Here is a 15,955-nt window from a genome sequence, read left to right on the forward strand (position 1 = left end):
GGGCTCAGCCGCCGCCGTCGGGACGGCCTTTGATCGCGCCAAGCTGGCGTTCAAGGCTTTCGATCCGGCGGGCCTGATCGCGGGCGAGGCGGCGGGTCGGGGTGGCCGTAAGCCAGGACAGGGTGACGCCGCCGATCAATCCGATGACGAGGGGGAGGAGAACAGCCAGGAAGGCTGGCAATTCGACCGGCTCAAGCGGCAGCGGCCACAATTCGAGATGGACGGCGGCCCGGTTGGAAATGGCGAACACCGCGATCAACAGGATCAGCGGAATTCCGACGGTCCAACCGAACAGACGGTTCATTCGCCGTCCCCGCCGACATTGAGGCGTTCGCGCAATTGCTTGCCGGTCTTGAAGAACGGGACGGTTTTGGATTCGACGGCGACGGCCGCGCCGGTGCGAGGATTACGACCCTGACGGGGATCGCGTCGCTTGACCGAGAAAGCCCCAAAGCCGCGCAACTCGACCCGGTCCCCCCGAGCCAAAGCATCGGCAATTTCGTCGAAAATGGTGGTGACGATGCGTTCGACATCCCGCAAATACAGGTGGGGATTGCGTTCTGCCAAACGGGCGATCAGCTCCGACTTGGTCATGGGTCAAGGTCCTCGCATTCAATCGGACTATCGTCGTGAATCATGCCCGAGCCCCCTGATTCCGTCAAGTCAAGTCATTGAGGCCCAAAGGTTTTTACTTTTCCCCTGCTGGTGGAGTGACGACTTCCCAGGTCCCGTCGCCGCCCCGGCAGGCGACGACGTCGCGGACAAAGGCGGGCGGGGCTCCGTCATCGCCTTCGGCCTGCTGGCGCAGGGTGCGGCAATCGCGGCCACCGGCATCGGTCCAGCCCGCGCCGATCATCGTCACCTGACCGCGATGGTCGCGCAGGCTCCACGCCACCGGCTCGCCGGGACGGGCCGCTTCGGCGGCTTCAATCGTTGCCGCAGCCCACATCCGGCTTGGCGGCGGATCGACATACTCGCCGATCGCGCTGCCGACTGCCGCGCCGGCGGCGAGGCCGGTACCGGCAAAGGCCCAGGGGTAATGCGTGCCGATCGCGGCGGCGCGGCCGATCCCGGCACCCAATCCGGCCCCGGCGGCGGCTCCGGTCACCTGACCGTCGGTCGGTTCGGCGCATCCGGCCAATGCCACGGCGAGCAGAAGCGGAGAGACCGGGCCGAACCTCATCGTCACACTCCTTCGCTGCGGAATGGCCGGGCCAGCAGAGCCCGGATCGCTCCGTCGAGATCAGCACCGCGATTGAGCACGGCGTCGATCGCGGCACAGATCGGCATCTCGATCCCGGCGGCTGCCGCCATGCCCAGGACGGCGGCGGCGGAATGCACCCCTTCGGTGACCGAATGGCGGCAGCCCAGAATCTGCTGCAAAGTTTGCCCCTGCCCCAGGGCAAAGCCCAGGGAATAATTGCGCGATTGGGTTGAAGAGGCGGTCAGGATCAGATCGCCCAGACCGGACAGGCCCATCAGGGTCTCGCGCCGTCCGCCCTCGGCCATCGCCAGCCGGGTCATCTCGGCCAGTCCCCGGGTGATCAGGGCGGCGCGGGCATTGTCGCCCAGGCCGCGCCCTTCGACGATGCCACAGGCGATCGCCAGCACGTTCTTGACCGCGCCGCCGATCTGGGCCCCGATCGGGTCATCGGACAGGTAGGGGCGGAAGCTGGGGGTGCCCAGCGCCTCGACCAGCGCCTGCCCCAGGCCGGGATCGGCACAGGCCAGGGTCACGGCGGTGGGTAGCCCGCGCGCCACCTCGATCGCGAAGGTCGGGCCGGACAGCACCGCGACGGTCGCCTCGGGCAATTCCTCGCTGACCACCCGCTCCATCAGGGCGTAGGTTGACAGTTCGATCCCCTTGGAACAGATCACCGCCGGGGTGCCTGCCCGCCAGAACGGGGCCAGGGCACGACATCCGGCGCGGAGATGCTGGGCCGGGGTCACCAGCAGCACCGCATCGGCGCTGGCGGCTTCGGCCTGATCGGCGGTGGCGTGGATGCCGGGATCGAGGGTGATGCCGGGCAGAAACAGATCGTTGGTGCGGCGGGTATTGACCGAGTCCACCACTTCGGGTTCGCGCGCCCACAGCGTCACCGACAATCCGGCCCGGCGGGCCGTCAACGCCAGCGCCGTCCCCCAGGCCCCGCCTCCCATGACACCGATCCGCTCGAAACCGCCCATTCTCGTGATCTCCCCCGACAGCCTAGACTGCTCGGTTTACCCTGTCGGTCCGGACGGGGCAAGCCGGGTAATCGTCGTTAGCGGCCATCGCCCGGTTCGTAGAGGCGGCGGACGATGAACAGGGGACGGCCCTTGACCTCGTCGAACACCCGGCCGAGATAGTCGCCGATGATCCCAAGCGTCAGCAATTGCATCCCGCCCAGGAACAGCACCGAGGCCAGGATCGATTCATAGCCCGGGACGTCGATGCCCCACACCAGGGTGCGGACGATGCGGAACAGGATGTAGAAGAAGGCCAGTGTCGAGATCACCGCGCCGATCACTCCCCACACCTTCAGCGGGAAGTTCGAGAACGAGGTCAGCCCGTCGAAGGCGAAGCGCAGCAGCTTCACCGAACTGAATTTCGACAGCCCGGCGGCGCGCTCGCCCTGGTGATAGATGATTTCGGTGTGGTTGAAGCCGACCCAGGCGAAGATGCCCTTCATGAAGCGAGAGCGTTCCGGCATCGCGTTGATCGTCTCGACCACCTTGCGGTCCATCAGGCGGAAATCGCCGACCTCACGCGGCAGGCGGACGTCGGACAGATGGTCGAACACCCAATAGAAGCCGTGGGCGAACACCCGCTCTTTCAGGCTTTGGCCGGTGCGGGCGTCGCGGCGGGCAAACACGACGTCCCAGCCTTCGCGCCACTTCGCCAGCATCTCGCCGATCACTTCGGGCGGGTGTTGCAGGTCGGCGTCCATCGGCACCACCGTCTGGCCCCGGCTGTGGGCCAGTCCGGCCGACAGCGCCTTTTCCTTGCCGAAATTGCGCGACAGATCGACGATCCGCAGCGCCGGTTCGCTCTTCTGCATCGCCAGCAGGCGGGGCAGGGTGTCGTCGCTCGATCCGTCATTGACGCAGATCACTTCGACGGTGACTCCCAGCGCCGCCAGCGCGGGCATCAGTCGCCCGAACAATAACGGGACGTTCTCGCCCTCGTTATAACAGGGGATCACCACCGACAAGACCGGGGCGGAAGTGTCGTCGTGCTGGGTCGTCATTGTCTGTCAGGTCCGCCACTTGCTTCACTGCCGTCAGCATCGCACCGACTGCGGACGAGAGCAACGCGCGCGCCCGCCACGGCAAAGGTGACGTGTCCGGCGGCGACGATCTTGGGCACCAGCAATTCGGCGGCGGGACCGGCGGCGGCCAAGGCGGCGGCCTCGGCGACGCCGTGACAGCCGGTGGCGGCAAAGACGGCATCCGAGGGGTGACGCAGGCGCGGCGTCTCGTGTTCGAGCCGTGCGGCGGAAAAGGAGAGCAGCGGGAGGTCGAGAGCGGCGGCGAGCGCGACCAGCGCCGGTTCGGCGGCGCGACGATCAAGGCTGGCCAGCCCGGCCAGCGCCGTCGGGGACAGGGTCTGTGCCGTCAGCATCTCGGCGGTGAGGCGGAGCAACTCGGCCGGGTCAAGGCCGGAGCGGCAGCCGATCCCCAGCCACAGCCCGGCCTCCATCTCTTCAGGCGTCCCGCGACAGCACGAACAAGGCCTGATCGGCGAACAGGTTGGTGATCCCGGCGGCACGGGGCAGCGGCAGCACCCGCCCGTCGCGGTCGAGCGCGATCGACTTGTCGACCCGCACGTTCAATTCGCGGCACAGATCAAGGAAGTCGCGAATGGTGCAGAAATGGATGTTGGGAGTGTCGTACCACTGATAGACCAGGGTGTCGGTGACCGGCATCGTCCCCCGGAACAACAGGTGGGCGCGGACCCGCCAATGGCCGAAATTGGGAAACGACACGATCGCCCGCCGCCCGATCCGCAGCATGTTTTCCAGCACCTTGCGCGGCTCGTGAGTGGCCTGAAGAGTCTGGCTGAGGATGACGTAATCGAACGCGCCGCTGGGATAATCCTTGAGGTCGGTATCGGCGTCGCCCTGGATCACCGACAGGCCATGGGCAACCCCGGCCGAGACCCCCTCCATCGACAATTCGATGCCGCGCCCATCGACGCCGCGATTGCGGCCCAGCCAGTCGAGCAAGGCCCCTTCGCCGCAGCCTACGTCAAGCACGCGGGCGCCCGGCTCGACCATCTCGGCGATCAGCTTCAGATCGACGCGCAACGGTCCATTGGCCAGGGTCATCATCGTCCGTACCGCCTTTGTCCGGTGGGGGGCGGCAAGCCGCGATGCGCGGCCGCGCCGTCAAGGAAGCCGGCCAGGGTGGCGTGAAATTCCGGCTCATCCAGCAGGAAGGCGTCGTGTCCCTTGTCCGAGAGAATCTCGACAAAGCTGACATTGGCCGCCACCGCGTTCAGGGCGTGAACCACCGCCCGGCTTTCCGGGGTGGGGAACAGCCAGTCGCTGGAAAACGACACGACGCAAAAGCGGGTCCGGGTGCCGCGAAAGGCGTTGGCCAGCACGCCCCCGCTTTCGGCGGCAAGGTCGAAATAATCCATCGCCCGGGTGATGAACAAATAGGAATTGGCGTCGAAGCGGTCGACGAAGGTCGATCCCTGATGGCGCAGATAGCTTTCGACCTGGAAATCGGCATCGAAGCCATAGGTGATCCGGTCGCGGTTCTGAAGATTGCGGCCGAACTTCTGGTGCAGCGCCGGTTCCGACAGATAGGTGATGTGCGCCGCCATCCGCGCCACCGCCAGACCGCGCTTGGGCCGCAAGCCGTGGCTTTGGTAATCGCCGTCGCACCAGTCGGGATCGGCCATGATCGCCTGACGGCCGACTTCGTTAAAGGCGATGTTCTGAGCAGAATGACGAGCAGCGGTGGCGATCGGAACCGCCGCGAACACCCGGTCGGGGTAGCTGTGCGCCCATTCCAGCACCTGCATTCCGCCCATCGAACCGCCGATGACGCAGAACAATTGGTCGATGCCGAGATGGTCGATCAGCCGGGCCTGGACCTCGACCATGTCGCCGATGGTGATGACCGGAAAGGACAGGCCCCACGGCCGCCCGGTGGCGGGGTCGATCTCGGCCGGGCCGGTGGTGCCCATGCAACTGCCCAGCACGTTGGAGCAGATCAGGAAGTAACGGTCGGTGTCGAGCAGCCGCCCCGGTCCGACCAGATCGGCCCACCATCCCGGCTTGCCGGTGATCGGGTGGGGGTCGGCGACGTAATGGTCGCCGGTCAAGGCGTGGCAGATCAGGATCGCGTTGGAGCGGTCGGCGTTGAGGTGGCCGTAGGTGCTGTAGGCAACGGTCACCGATCCCAGTTCGACGCCGCAATCAAGGCGGATCGGACGGTCAAGCCCCAGTTCGACGCGGCGGTCCGGCGGAAGGGTGGGGTCGCTCGGGGAAAGGGTTTCTTCTGCGCTCATCAGGTCGCTTATCATTTTCGCCCGGAGGCGGGCAACGAGCAAAGGCATGTCGTCACGTCCTAGCTAGGTTCGCCATCCCCCAGTGTCAATGTTTTCTTTGATTTCCGGGCGCGGGGGCACTAAACCTATCCCCCTTGAACAGGATTTCGATTACCGCTTCGCCATGACCCAGGACAGTTCCAGTCTCGACAAGCTCCGCCGTGAAATCGACCGCATCGACGAGTCGATTCACGATCTGTTGATTCAGCGCTCGGCGCTGGTCGAACGGATTGCCAATGCCAAGGGTGAAACGGTCACCGTACTCCGCCCCGGCCGCGAGGCCGAGATCTTGCGCCGTCTGCTCGCCCGCCATCGCGGCCAGTTCCCGCGGATGGCCCTGGTGCGGATCTGGCGCGAAATGATCGGCGCGCTGTTGGCGATTCAGGCCCCGTTCGCCGTCGCGGTCCAATCCACCGGGACCGGACCGGGAACCGATTTCGTTGAACTGGCCCGCAATCATTTCGGCGTGGTGGTGCCGCTTCAGGTCTGCCGCACCGCCGGTCAGGTGGTGCGCGCCGTCGCCGATGGCGAGGCCTCGGCCGGTCTGGTGCCGATGCCCGCCGGAATCGAACTGGCCGATGAGCCCGAACCGTGGTGGGCCAGTCTGGCCGTCGGCAGTGGCGAGGCGCCGCGCGTCGTCGCCCGTCTGCCCTTCGTGATGCCGCCGCAATCGACCGGCGCGGCCGAGCCGACCCAGGCGCTGGTGATCGCCTGCCGCGACCATGACGAGACCGGCGACGACCGCACCCTGGCGGTGCTGGAAACCGGCCCCGACGTCAGCCGCGACCGCCTACGCGCCGCGATGAGTGCCGGTGGGCTGGAGTCCGCCGGGTTGCTGGCGATCTGCCGCCGGGGCGATGTCTGGCTGCACCTGATCGAGATTCACGGCCATGTCGCCGTGGGCGATCCCCGTCTGGCGCGGCTGGCCGCGTTGCGTGAGACGGTCGCCCATGTCTCGGTGATCGGCGGCTATGCCACGCCCCTTCCCCCCGAGAGCATCGCCTGAGGTCGCTTAACGCCGTTTTTGTGCCGTAACCAGGAGTTTTGCCCGTGTCCGCTCCCGCGCCCCGTCCCGGCATCATGGATATCCGTCCTTATGTCGGTGGCGAATCCGCCCTTCAGGGCGTTAGCCGCGTCATCAAATTGTCCTCGAACGAGGGTGCCCTGGGGCCGAGCCCCAAGGCGATGGAGGCGCTCGCGGCGCTGGCTCCCGATATCCACCGTTATCCCGATGGCGGTGCCGAGGAATTGCGGGCTGCGATTGCCGCCCGCTTCGGCTTCAAGGCCGAGCAGATCGTCTGTGGTGCCGGGTCGGACGAGTTGCTGGGCCTGCTGTGCCGTGCCTATGCCGGTCCGGGCGACGAAGTGCTGTATTCGGCCCACGGCTTCCTGATGTATGCGATCGCCGCCAAAAGCTGTGGCGCGACCCCGGTCGCCGCGCCGGAAATCGACCTGACCGCCAGTGTCGATAACCTGCTGGCGGCGGTGACGCCGCGCACCAAGATCGTGTTCCTCGCCAATCCCAACAACCCGACCGGCACCTATCTGCCGAAGTCCGAGGTGGCCCGGCTGCGCGCCGGTCTGCCCGACGAGGTGTTGCTGGTGATCGACGCTGCCTATGCCGAGTTCGTCTCGGAGCAGGATTATTCCTGCGGCAAGGAAATCGTCGAGGCGACCGACAACACCGTGGTCTGCCGTACCTTCTCGAAGATTTACGCGCTTGGCGGCCTGCGTCTGGGCTGGGCCTATTGCTCTCCCTCGATCGCGGGCGTGCTGAACCGGGTGCGCGGTCCGTTCAACGTCTCGTCGGCGGCGCTGGCCGCCGGTCTGGCCGCCTTTAACGACACCGAGCACTATGCCCGTGCCAAGTCGCACAACGAGGCGTGGCGCGCCTGGCTGACCGAGAAGCTGACCGCGCTGGGTCTGACGGTGGTCCCCAGCGTCGCCAACTTCCTGCTGGTCCGTTTCCCGCAGGAGGCTGGACGCGATGCGAGCGCCGCCGATGCCTATCTGCGCGGCAAGGGGATCATCGTGCGCGGTATGGTCGGCTACGGCCTGGGCGACAGCCTGCGGATCACCATCGGCAATGCTGAGGAAACCGAGGCGGTGGCCGAGGCTCTGGCCGCGTTCTTTGCCGACGGACCGGCGGGATGACCACCCCGCCATCCTTCGACACCGTCTGTCTGGTCGGGATCGGGCACATCTGCGCTTCGCTGGCGCTGGCGTTGCGCGGCAACGGTCTGGCCCGACGGCTGGTGGCGTTGGAGATCGACCCCGAAGCCCGCCGCGTCGCCCTGGAAATGGGGCTGGTGGACGAGGCCACCGACGACCCCGCCCGGGCGATCCCCGGCGCGGGGCTGGTGGTGGTCGGCGTGCCGGTGGGCGCGATGGACGCGGTCGGTGCCGCGATCGGGCCGCATCTGACCGCTGGCACGATCGTCACCGATACCGGCTCGGTCAAGCAGGCGGTGGTCCGCGACCTGGGTCCTCATATTCCCGACGGGGTGCATTTCATCCCCGGCCACCCGATCGCCGGCACCGAGCATTCCGGGCCGGGGAGCGCCGTCGCCGGTCTGTTCGTCGGGCGGTGGCAGATTCTGACCCCGGTGCCCGGCACCGACGAGGCGGCGCTGGAGCGTCTGGCCGACATGTGGCGGCGGATCGGTTCGGACGTCGAGATCATGGATCCCCAGCATCACGACAAGGTGCTGGCGATCACCTCGCATCTGCCGCATTTGATCGCCTATACCATCGTCGGCACCGCCAGCGATCTCGAAGGTCATCTTCAGCACGAAGTGATCAAATTCTCGGCCTCGGGCTTCCGCGATTTCACCCGTATCGCCGCCTCGGACCCGGTGATGTGGCGCGACGTCTTCCTCAGCAACCGCGAGGCGGTGCTGGAGGTGATTCAGCGCTTCACCGAGGATCTGACCGCGTTGCAGCGGGCGATCCGCTGGGGCGAGGGCGAGACTCTGCAACAGAAATTCACCGAGACCCGCGCGATCCGCCGGGCCATCATCGATGCCCGTCAGGCGTGAGGGCGGCGTGGGCCGCCAGCCGCCGGGGGGGTCCCATCCTTACGCAACGTGAAGCGCACTGGCATGACTGGCACCGATCTTAATCTCGATACCCTGACCCCGCTTGAAGCGGCGAGCGAACTGGAGCGGCTGGCCCGCGAGATCGCCCGTCATGACAACGCCTATCACGTTCTGGCGTCGCCGCTGATTGATGACGCCGCGTATGACGCCCTGGTCCGGCGCAACGCCCGGATCGAAGCCCGCTTTCCCGACCTGATCCGTCAGGACAGCCCGTCCCGCCGGGTCGGCGCGCGGGCGGCCGAGGGCTTTGGCAAGGTGGTGCACCGCACCCCGATGCTGTCGCTCGACAACGCTTTTTCCGAAGCCGATGTGACCGAATTCGCGCTGAAGGTCCGCCGCTTCCTCGGGCTGGCTCCCGAAGACGCGCTGAGCTTCGTCGCCGAGCCGAAGATCGACGGCCTGTCAATCAATCTCCGCTATGAAAACGGGCGGCTGGTTCAGGCGGCGACCCGGGGCGACGGAGCCGAGGGCGAGGACGTTACCGCCAACATCCTGACCCTGGGCGACGAAGAGCTGCCGCGCGAGTTGCCCGAAGACGCCCCCGCCTCGATTGAAATCCGGGGCGAAATCTATATGGCCAAGGCCGATTTCCTCGAGCTGAACCGCCGCCAGGACGAAGCGGGCGACAAGCCGTTCGCCAATCCGCGCAACGCCGCCGCCGGATCGCTGCGCCAGCTTGATCCCGCCGTGACGGCGGGACGGCGGCTCAGCCTGTTCGCCTATGCCGTCGGCGAGGTGTCCGAGCCGTTCGCTTCCAGCCATTGGGAAGTGCTGACCCAGTTGAAGGATTGGGGCTTCAAGGTCAATCCGCTGGTCCGCCCGTGCGGATCGGTCGCCGAATTGATGGCCTTTTTCCAGGTGCTGGCCGAACACCGCGCCAAGCTGGAGTACGAGATCGACGGCGTTGTCTATAAGGTTGACGATATCGACCTGCAACGCCGCCTAGGGATGGTCAGCCGCTCGCCGCGCTGGGCGATTGCCCACAAATTCCCCGCCGAGCAGGCGACCACCCGGCTGGAGCGGATCGAGATTCAGGTCGGTCGTACCGGGGCGCTGACTCCGGTGGCGATCCTGGCTCCGGTGACGGTCGGCGGCGTCGTCGTCTCCCGCGCCACGCTCCACAACGAAGACGAGGTCGCGCGCAAGGGCGTCCGTGTCGGTGACATGGTGATCATCCAGCGCGCCGGTGACGTGATCCCCCAAGTGGTCGGCGTGATCGAGGGATTGCGGCCCGAGGGCACCGAAGACTTCGTCTTCCCCACCGTCTGCCCGGTTTGCGGCTCTCATGCCGAGCGGCCCGAGGGCGAAGTGGTGCGCCGCTGCGTCGGCGGGCTGACCTGCGAGGCCCAGGCCAAGGAGCGTCTGCGCCACTTTGCCGCCCGCACCGCCTTTGACATCGAAGGGTTGGGCGAAAAGAACGTCGAGTTTCTGTGGGATCGCGGTCTGGTTCGCCAGCCCGCCGACATCTTCCGGCTGGAAGCGGCGGACAGCGCCTCGCTGACCCGGATCGAGAATTTCGACGGCTGGGGCAAGAAATCGGCCGACAAGCTGTTTGCCTCGATCCGTGGCCGCGCCCGGATCGGGCTGGAACGCTTTATCTTCGCGCTCGGCATCCGCCAGATCGGCGAGGCCACCGCGCGGCGTCTCGCCCGCCATTACGGCACGCTGGAGGCGTGGCGGGCGGCGATGGTCCAGGTCGGCCAAGGCGACGAGGAAGCCCGCGCCGAACTGACCTCGGTCGAGGATATCGGCCCGTCGGTGGCCAAGGATCTCGCCGATTTCTTCGCCGAGGCCCACAATCTGGCGGCACTCGACGATCTGATCGCGGCGATGGTCGCGCTGGGTGGTGGGATCGACCCCGCCCGCAAGATCGAGGCGGCAGATTCGCCGCTGTCGGGGCGGACCCTGGTGTTTACCGGCACCTTGACCCGGATGACCCGCGACGAGGCCAAGGCCCGCGCCGAAACGATGGGGGCCAAGGTGGTGGGACGGGTGACCCGCAAGACCGATTTCGTCGTTGTCGGTGCCGATGCCGGATCGAAGGCCACCGCGGCCCGCGATCTGGGGCTGGCGCTGTTGTCCGAGGATGAGTGGCTGGCTCTGTGCGGCGCAAACGGCTCCGCCCCGTCCGGCCGCCCGGACCCCGTTTCGGACGCATGAGCGGCGGTCCGCTCTCCGCTTATCGCGAGCGGGTGGCCGCGGGCGCGATCAAACCCGACATCGCCCAGGAAGTCGCGATCGAGAAGCTGCACGAGCTTCACCTCGCTCTGACCGGCTATCGCCCGGCCCTGGCCGGGACCGGCTGGCTGGCCCGGTTCGGGTTGCGGCGGGGGCGCTCGCTGCTGGGGGGCGACCGTTCCCGGCCTTATCAGGGCATCTATATCTTCGGCGAAGTCGGGCGCGGCAAGTCGATGCTGATGGACCTGTTCTTCGAGACGGCGACGATCCCCGGCAAGAAGCGGGTCCATTTCCACGAATTCATGCGTGATCTCCATGTCGAGATTCACCGCTGGCGTCAGGCGGCCAGCCGCCGCGATGCCGACCCGATCCCCAAGATGGCCCGCGCCATCGCCGCCGAGGCGTGGTTGCTGTGCCTGGATGAATTGCAGGTCACCGATATCGGCGATGCGATGATTGTCGGGCGGTTGTTCCAATGCCTGCTCGACGAGGGCGTGGTGATGGTGATCACCTCGAACCGGCCGCCGTCGGACCTCTATAAGGACGGGTTGCAGCGCGACCGCTTCCTGCCCTTCATCGCCCTGATCGAACAGCGCTTTGAAATCCTCGAACTGAAATCCGAGCGCGATTACCGGCTGGGGCGCAAGCGCGGGCTGCGGGTGTTCCACTCGCCCAACGATGAAGCCGCCGAATCCGCGCTGGAACTGGCCTTCGCCCGCCTGACCGAAGGCGTTACCGCCGTCCCCCACAGCTTTGAAGTCAACGGCCACCCGGTGCGGGTGCCGCTGGCGGCGGTCGGCGTCGCCCGCTTTTCCTTCGCCCAATTGTGCGGAACCGCCTTGGGGCCGTCGGATTATCTGGCCCTGGCCGAGCGCTATCACACCCTGATCCTGTCCGACATCCCGATCCTGTCGCCCGCCAATGCCGACAAGGCCCGGCGCTTCGTCACCCTGGTCGATGCCCTGTACGAACGCCGCGTCACCCTGATCTGCTCGGCCGCCGCGCCGCCCGAGCATCTGTACCCCGAAGGCGTCGGCGCGTTCGAATTCCAGCGCACGGTGTCTCGCCTGATCGAGATGCAAAGCGAAAGCTGGATCGCCCGTGACGACCGTGAAAACGCCGGACTCGGACCCATCCTTTAGGGTGGCGAAAACCCCTCCGGGTAGGGTATATTCGAACGAGTCCAGTCATTGCGGACAGGTTTGCTGCAAGCGCGTTGGAATGAACGATATTTCGTAGGAGTTCGCCCTTCGGCAATGTCCTTGCCCTTGGGCTGAAAACGGGGTACCAAGGCCGACCGACGGTGTTTGCGGCGGCTGTTTTGCGCCCACCCGTCAGAGCAATTTGTTACCACGTTCGAGGGAATTTCCCATCATGGCTCGCAAGAAGATCGCTCTCGTAGGGTCCGGCAATATCGGCGGCACGCTCGCCCATCTGATCGGCCTGAAGGAACTGGGCGACGTCGTCCTGTTCGACGTCGTTGAGGGCGTGCCGCAGGGCAAGGGACTGGACATCCAGGAATCGACCCCGGTCGAGGGTGTTGACGTCCGCTATACCGGCGCCAACGACTATGCCGCGATCAAGGGCGCCGACGTGGTGATCGTCACCGCCGGTGTCGCGCGCAAGCCGGGGATGAGCCGCGACGATCTGGTCGGCATCAACCTCAAGGTGATGAAGGCCGTCGGCGAAGGCATCCGCGAAAACTGCCCCGACGCGTTCGTCATCTGCATCACCAATCCGCTCGACGTGATGGTGTGGGCGTTGCAGCACTTCTCGGGCGTGCCCGCCAACCGTATCGTCGGCATGGCCGGCGTGCTGGATTCGGCCCGCTTCCGTACCTTCCTCGCCGAAGAGTTCAACGTCTCGGTCGAAGACGTCACCGCCTTCGTGCTGGGTGGCCATGGCGACACGATGGTGCCGCTGGTGCGTTACTCCACCGTTGCTGGCATCCCGCTGCCCGACCTCGTCAAGATGGGCTGGACCACCCAGGAGCGTCTCGACGCGATCGTTCAGCGCACCCGTGATGGCGGTGCCGAGATCGTCAATCTGCTGAAGACCGGCTCGGCCTTCTATGCCCCGGCCGCGTCGGCGGTGGCGATGGCCGAATCCTATCTGAAGGACAAGAAGCGGGTGATGCCCGTCGCGACTCTGGTCAAGGCCGGCACCTACGGTCAGCCCGACGACGTGTTCGTCGGCGTTCCGGTGGTGCTGGGCGAAGGTGGCGTCGAGCGGGTGGTCGAGATCAGCCTTGATGCCGCCGAACAGGCCGCTTTCAATAAGTCCGCCGACGCCGTGCGGGGACTGGTCACGGTCGCCAAAGGCCTGATCGGCTAAAAAAACACAGGGAGCAAACACGAATGAATATCCACGAGTACCAAGCCAAGCAATTGCTGGCCCGGTACGGCGTTGCCGTGCTGAAGGGGGGGTGGCTTACACCCCCGCCGAGGCCGGTCAGGTCGCCGAATCCTTGGGCGGCCCGGTCTGGGTCGTCAAGGCGCAGATCCATGCCGGTGGCCGCGGTAAGGGCCACTTCCTGGGCGACAGCTCGGGCAAGGGCGGCGTCCGTGTCGTCAAGTCGATCAAGGACGTCGAAGACACCGTCAGCCAGATCATGGGCAAGGTGCTCGTCACCGCCCAGACCGGCCCGGCCGGTCGCGAGGTCAAGCGCGTCTATGTCGAGCAGGGTTGCGACATCAAGCGCGAACTGTATCTCGGCATGCTGATCGACCGCGCCACCTCGCGCATCACCATCATGGCCTCGACCGAAGGCGGGATGGAGATCGAAGAGGTCGCCGCTCATCATCCGGAAAAGATCACCAAGGTCGCGATCGACCCGGTCCAGGGCTTCCAGGCCTATCACGGCCGTCAGATCGCTTTCAGCCTGGGTCTTGAAGGCAAGCAGGTCAATTCGGCGGTCAAGTTCATCGGCGCCCTGTACAAGGCGTTCGTCGATCTCGACATGTCGATCGCCGAGATCAACCCGCTGGTCGTCTCGGGCGACGGCGATGTGATCGCGCTCGATGCCAAGATCAATTTCGACGACAACGCCCTGTTCCGTCACAAGGACGTCGAGGAACTGCGCGACGAGGCCGAGGAAGATCCGGCCGAACTCGAAGCGGCCCGTCATTCGCTCAACTACATCAAGCTTGATGGCTCGATTGGCTGCATGGTCAATGGTGCCGGTCTGGCGATGGCGACGATGGACATCATCAAGTTGTATGGCGGTTCGCCCGCTAACTTCCTTGATGTCGGCGGCGGGGCGACCAAGGAGCGCGTCACCACCGCGTTCAAGCTGATCCTGTCCGATCCCAACGTCGAAGGCATCCTGGTCAACATCTTCGGCGGCATCATGCGCTGCGACGTCATCGCCGAGGGCGTCATCGCCGCCGCGCGCGAAGTCAGCCTGAATGTCCCGCTGGTGGTCCGTCTCGAAGGCACCAACGTCGAACTGGGCAAGAAGATCATGGCCCAGAGCGGCCTGCCCATCATCGCCGCCGACAATCTGGCGGATGCCGCCGAAAAGGTGGTTAAGGCCGTGAAGGAGGCTGCGTAATCATGGCCGTTCTCGTTAATTCCGAGACCAAGGTGATCTGCCAGGGCTTTACCGGCGCTCAGGGCACCTTCCATTCCGAGCAGGCGATCGCCTACGGCACCAAGATGGTCGGCGGCGTCACCCCGGGTAAGGGCGGCACCTCGCACCTCGACCTGCCGGTGTTCAACACCGTCGCCGAGGCCAAGGCCCGCACCGGCTGCAACGCGACCGTGATCTATGTCCCGCCGCCGTTCGCCGCCGACGCCATCCTTGAGGCGATCGACGCCGAGATCGAACTGGCCGTTTGCATCACCGAAGGCATTCCGGTCGCCGACATGCTGGCGGTCAAGCGCGCCCTGGTCGGCTCGAAGACCCGATTGATCGGGCCGAACTGCCCCGGCGTCATCACCCCTGGCGAGTGCAAGATCGGCATCATGCCCGGTCACATCCACCGCCGCGGCAAGGTCGGCATCGTGTCGCGCTCGGGCACCCTGACCTATGAAGCGGTGGCGCAGACCACCGCCGCCGGTCTGGGTCAGACCACCTGCATCGGTATCGGTGGCGATCCGATTAACGGCACCAACTTCGTCGACAGCCTGGAAATGTTCCTGGACGATCCCGAGACCGAAGCGATCATCATGATCGGCGAAATCGGCGGCGACGCCGAGGTCAAGGGGGCCGAGCTGCTGCGCGACTCGAAGATCAAGAAGCCGACCGTCGGGTTCATCGCCGGTCGTACCGCGCCTCCGGGCCGTCGCATGGGCCATGCCGGTGCGGTGATTTCGGGTGGCAACGACACCGCCGACTTCAAGATCGAGGCCATGCGGTCGGCCGGAATCGCCGTTGCCGAATCTCCGGCGGCGCTGGGTTCGACGATGCTGGCCCTGCTGAAGGGCTGATCCCGTTTCCCCGGTCCGACGACGTCGGAATGTCGGACCGGGGGTCCATCGGCGATGCCGGTGGTTCGAGACGCAGGCCAGGGCGGCGTCCCGGCGGCGCCGCTCCGCCCAACCGTGAAAGGGGCGCGGGCGATCCCCGCGTTGATTCCCAGGATGTCCAGATCCTCCGAGGAAATGTCCTTTCTGAGCGGCGGTAACGCCGTTTTCATCGCCGAACTCTATGGCCGTTATCTTGACGATCCGGCCTCGGTTGACCCGTCCTGGGTCAGATTCTTCCACGAATTACATGACGATCCCGGCGCGCTGGCTGGCGATTTCAAGGGACAGGGCGCGCTGAAGCGCGACCTCAAGGTGATCGGTGCCGCCGATCCCGACGCCCCCCCGCCCGCCAAGAAGGATGCCAAGGCCGCGTCCGCCGCTGTGGCTGCGTCTTCTGATCCGGCGGCGATCCGTCAGGCTCAGCTTGATTCGATCCGCGCTTTGATGCTGATCCGCTCGTATCGTGTTCGCGGCCATCTCCAGGCCGAGCTGGACCCGCTGGGGCTGTCGACTCCGGAACAGCATCCCGAGCTTGATTACCGCACCTATGGCTTTACCGATGCCGATCTCGACCGCGAGATCTTCATCGACAACGTGCTGGGGCTGGAAACCGCCACCCTGCGCAAGATCATGCAGGTTCTGCGCGACACGTATTGTGCGCGCATCG

Annotated in this window: 16 protein-coding genes and 1 pseudogene; 9 read left to right on the forward strand and 8 right to left on the reverse strand. The window is 66.0% G+C overall.

Going from position 1 to position 15,955, the window contains the following annotated elements:
- Nucleotides 1-4: 4 nt before the first annotated feature.
- The 8 genes from K678_RS09205 to metX form a co-directional block, all read right to left on the reverse strand.
- Nucleotides 5-304 (reverse strand): lipopolysaccharide assembly protein LapA domain-containing protein, encoded by a 300-nt coding sequence (locus tag K678_RS09205; RefSeq protein ID WP_021132187.1) that lies wholly within the window; start codon nt 302-304, stop codon nt 5-7.
- Nucleotides 301-594: an integration host factor subunit beta gene (ihfB, locus tag K678_RS09210; RefSeq protein WP_021132188.1), complete on the reverse strand. Its 294-nt coding sequence runs from the start codon at nt 592-594 to the stop codon at nt 301-303. Before ihfB ends, K678_RS09205 begins: the two co-directional genes overlap by 4 nt.
- A gap of 94 nt (nt 595-688) precedes the next feature.
- On the reverse strand, nt 689-1,183 hold the full coding sequence (locus tag K678_RS09215) for a hypothetical protein (RefSeq protein ID WP_021132189.1): 495 nt from the start codon (nt 1,181-1,183) through the stop codon (nt 689-691).
- Nucleotides 1,184-1,185: 2 nt separating this feature from the next.
- Nucleotides 1,186-2,187: an NAD(P)H-dependent glycerol-3-phosphate dehydrogenase gene (locus K678_RS09220; protein ID WP_021132190.1), complete on the reverse strand. Its 1,002-nt coding sequence runs from the start codon at nt 2,185-2,187 to the stop codon at nt 1,186-1,188.
- Between the two features lie 77 nt (nt 2,188-2,264).
- Complete coding sequence (locus tag K678_RS09225; RefSeq protein ID WP_021132191.1) at nt 2,265-3,230, reverse strand: glycosyltransferase family 2 protein; 966 nt, start codon at nt 3,228-3,230, stop codon at nt 2,265-2,267.
- Nucleotides 3,227-3,682, reverse strand: coding sequence for a cobalamin biosynthesis protein (locus K678_RS09230; RefSeq protein WP_021132192.1), 456 nt, complete (start codon nt 3,680-3,682; stop codon nt 3,227-3,229). Before K678_RS09230 ends, K678_RS09225 begins: the two co-directional genes overlap by 4 nt.
- A gap of 4 nt (nt 3,683-3,686) precedes the next feature.
- The gene (gene metW, locus K678_RS09235; protein WP_021132193.1) at nt 3,687-4,313 is read right to left on the reverse strand and encodes a methionine biosynthesis protein MetW; all 627 of its coding nucleotides are present in this window, start codon (nt 4,311-4,313) and stop codon (nt 3,687-3,689) included.
- A complete protein-coding gene (gene metX, locus K678_RS09240; RefSeq protein ID WP_021132194.1) occupies nt 4,310-5,503 on the reverse strand; it encodes a homoserine O-acetyltransferase MetX in 1,194 nt (397 codons plus the stop codon). Before metX ends, metW begins: the two co-directional genes overlap by 4 nt.
- 163 nt (nt 5,504-5,666) lie before the next feature.
- On the opposite strand from metX, the gene K678_RS09245 reads away from it, so the two are divergent.
- The 9 genes and pseudogenes from K678_RS09245 to K678_RS09285 all read left to right on the forward strand — a co-directional run.
- On the forward strand, nt 5,667-6,548 hold the full coding sequence (locus K678_RS09245; protein WP_021132195.1) for a chorismate mutase: 882 nt from the start codon (nt 5,667-5,669) through the stop codon (nt 6,546-6,548).
- A gap of 74 nt (nt 6,549-6,622) precedes the next feature.
- Nucleotides 6,623-7,696 carry a histidinol-phosphate transaminase gene (gene hisC, locus K678_RS09250; protein WP_231376240.1) on the forward strand — a complete coding sequence of 358 codons (1,074 nt, stop codon included), beginning with the start codon at nt 6,623-6,625 and terminating at the stop codon, nt 7,694-7,696.
- A complete protein-coding gene (locus K678_RS09255; protein WP_021132197.1) occupies nt 7,693-8,580 on the forward strand; it encodes a prephenate/arogenate dehydrogenase family protein in 888 nt (295 codons plus the stop codon). Before hisC ends, K678_RS09255 begins: the two co-directional genes overlap by 4 nt.
- A 63-nt stretch (nt 8,581-8,643) precedes the next feature.
- A complete protein-coding gene (gene ligA, locus K678_RS09260; RefSeq protein WP_021132198.1) occupies nt 8,644-10,800 on the forward strand; it encodes an NAD-dependent DNA ligase LigA in 2,157 nt (718 codons plus the stop codon).
- On the forward strand, nt 10,797-11,960 hold the full coding sequence (zapE, locus tag K678_RS09265) for a cell division protein ZapE (protein WP_039852634.1): 1,164 nt from the start codon (nt 10,797-10,799) through the stop codon (nt 11,958-11,960). Before ligA ends, zapE begins: the two co-directional genes overlap by 4 nt.
- A gap of 232 nt (nt 11,961-12,192) precedes the next feature.
- Entirely contained in the window at nt 12,193-13,152 is a 960-nt protein-coding gene (gene mdh, locus K678_RS09270) for a malate dehydrogenase (protein WP_021132200.1), read from the forward strand.
- A gap of 23 nt (nt 13,153-13,175) precedes the next feature.
- Nucleotides 13,176-14,371, forward strand: a pseudogene (sucC, locus tag K678_RS09275) (ADP-forming succinate--CoA ligase subunit beta).
- Nucleotides 14,372-14,373: 2 nt separating this feature from the next.
- Nucleotides 14,374-15,249, forward strand: a complete 876-nt coding sequence (sucD, locus tag K678_RS09280) for a succinate--CoA ligase subunit alpha (protein ID WP_002730338.1) — start codon at nt 14,374-14,376, stop codon at nt 15,247-15,249.
- Between the two features lie 174 nt (nt 15,250-15,423).
- Nucleotides 15,424-15,955 (forward strand): 2-oxoglutarate dehydrogenase E1 subunit family protein (locus K678_RS09285; RefSeq protein WP_021132202.1); only part of this gene is annotated, 532 nt, incomplete at its 3' end.

The organism is Magnetospirillum fulvum MGU-K5 (assembly GCF_000442515.1).
Taxonomy (GTDB): domain Bacteria; phylum Pseudomonadota; class Alphaproteobacteria; order Rhodospirillales; family Magnetospirillaceae; genus Phaeospirillum; species Phaeospirillum fulvum_B.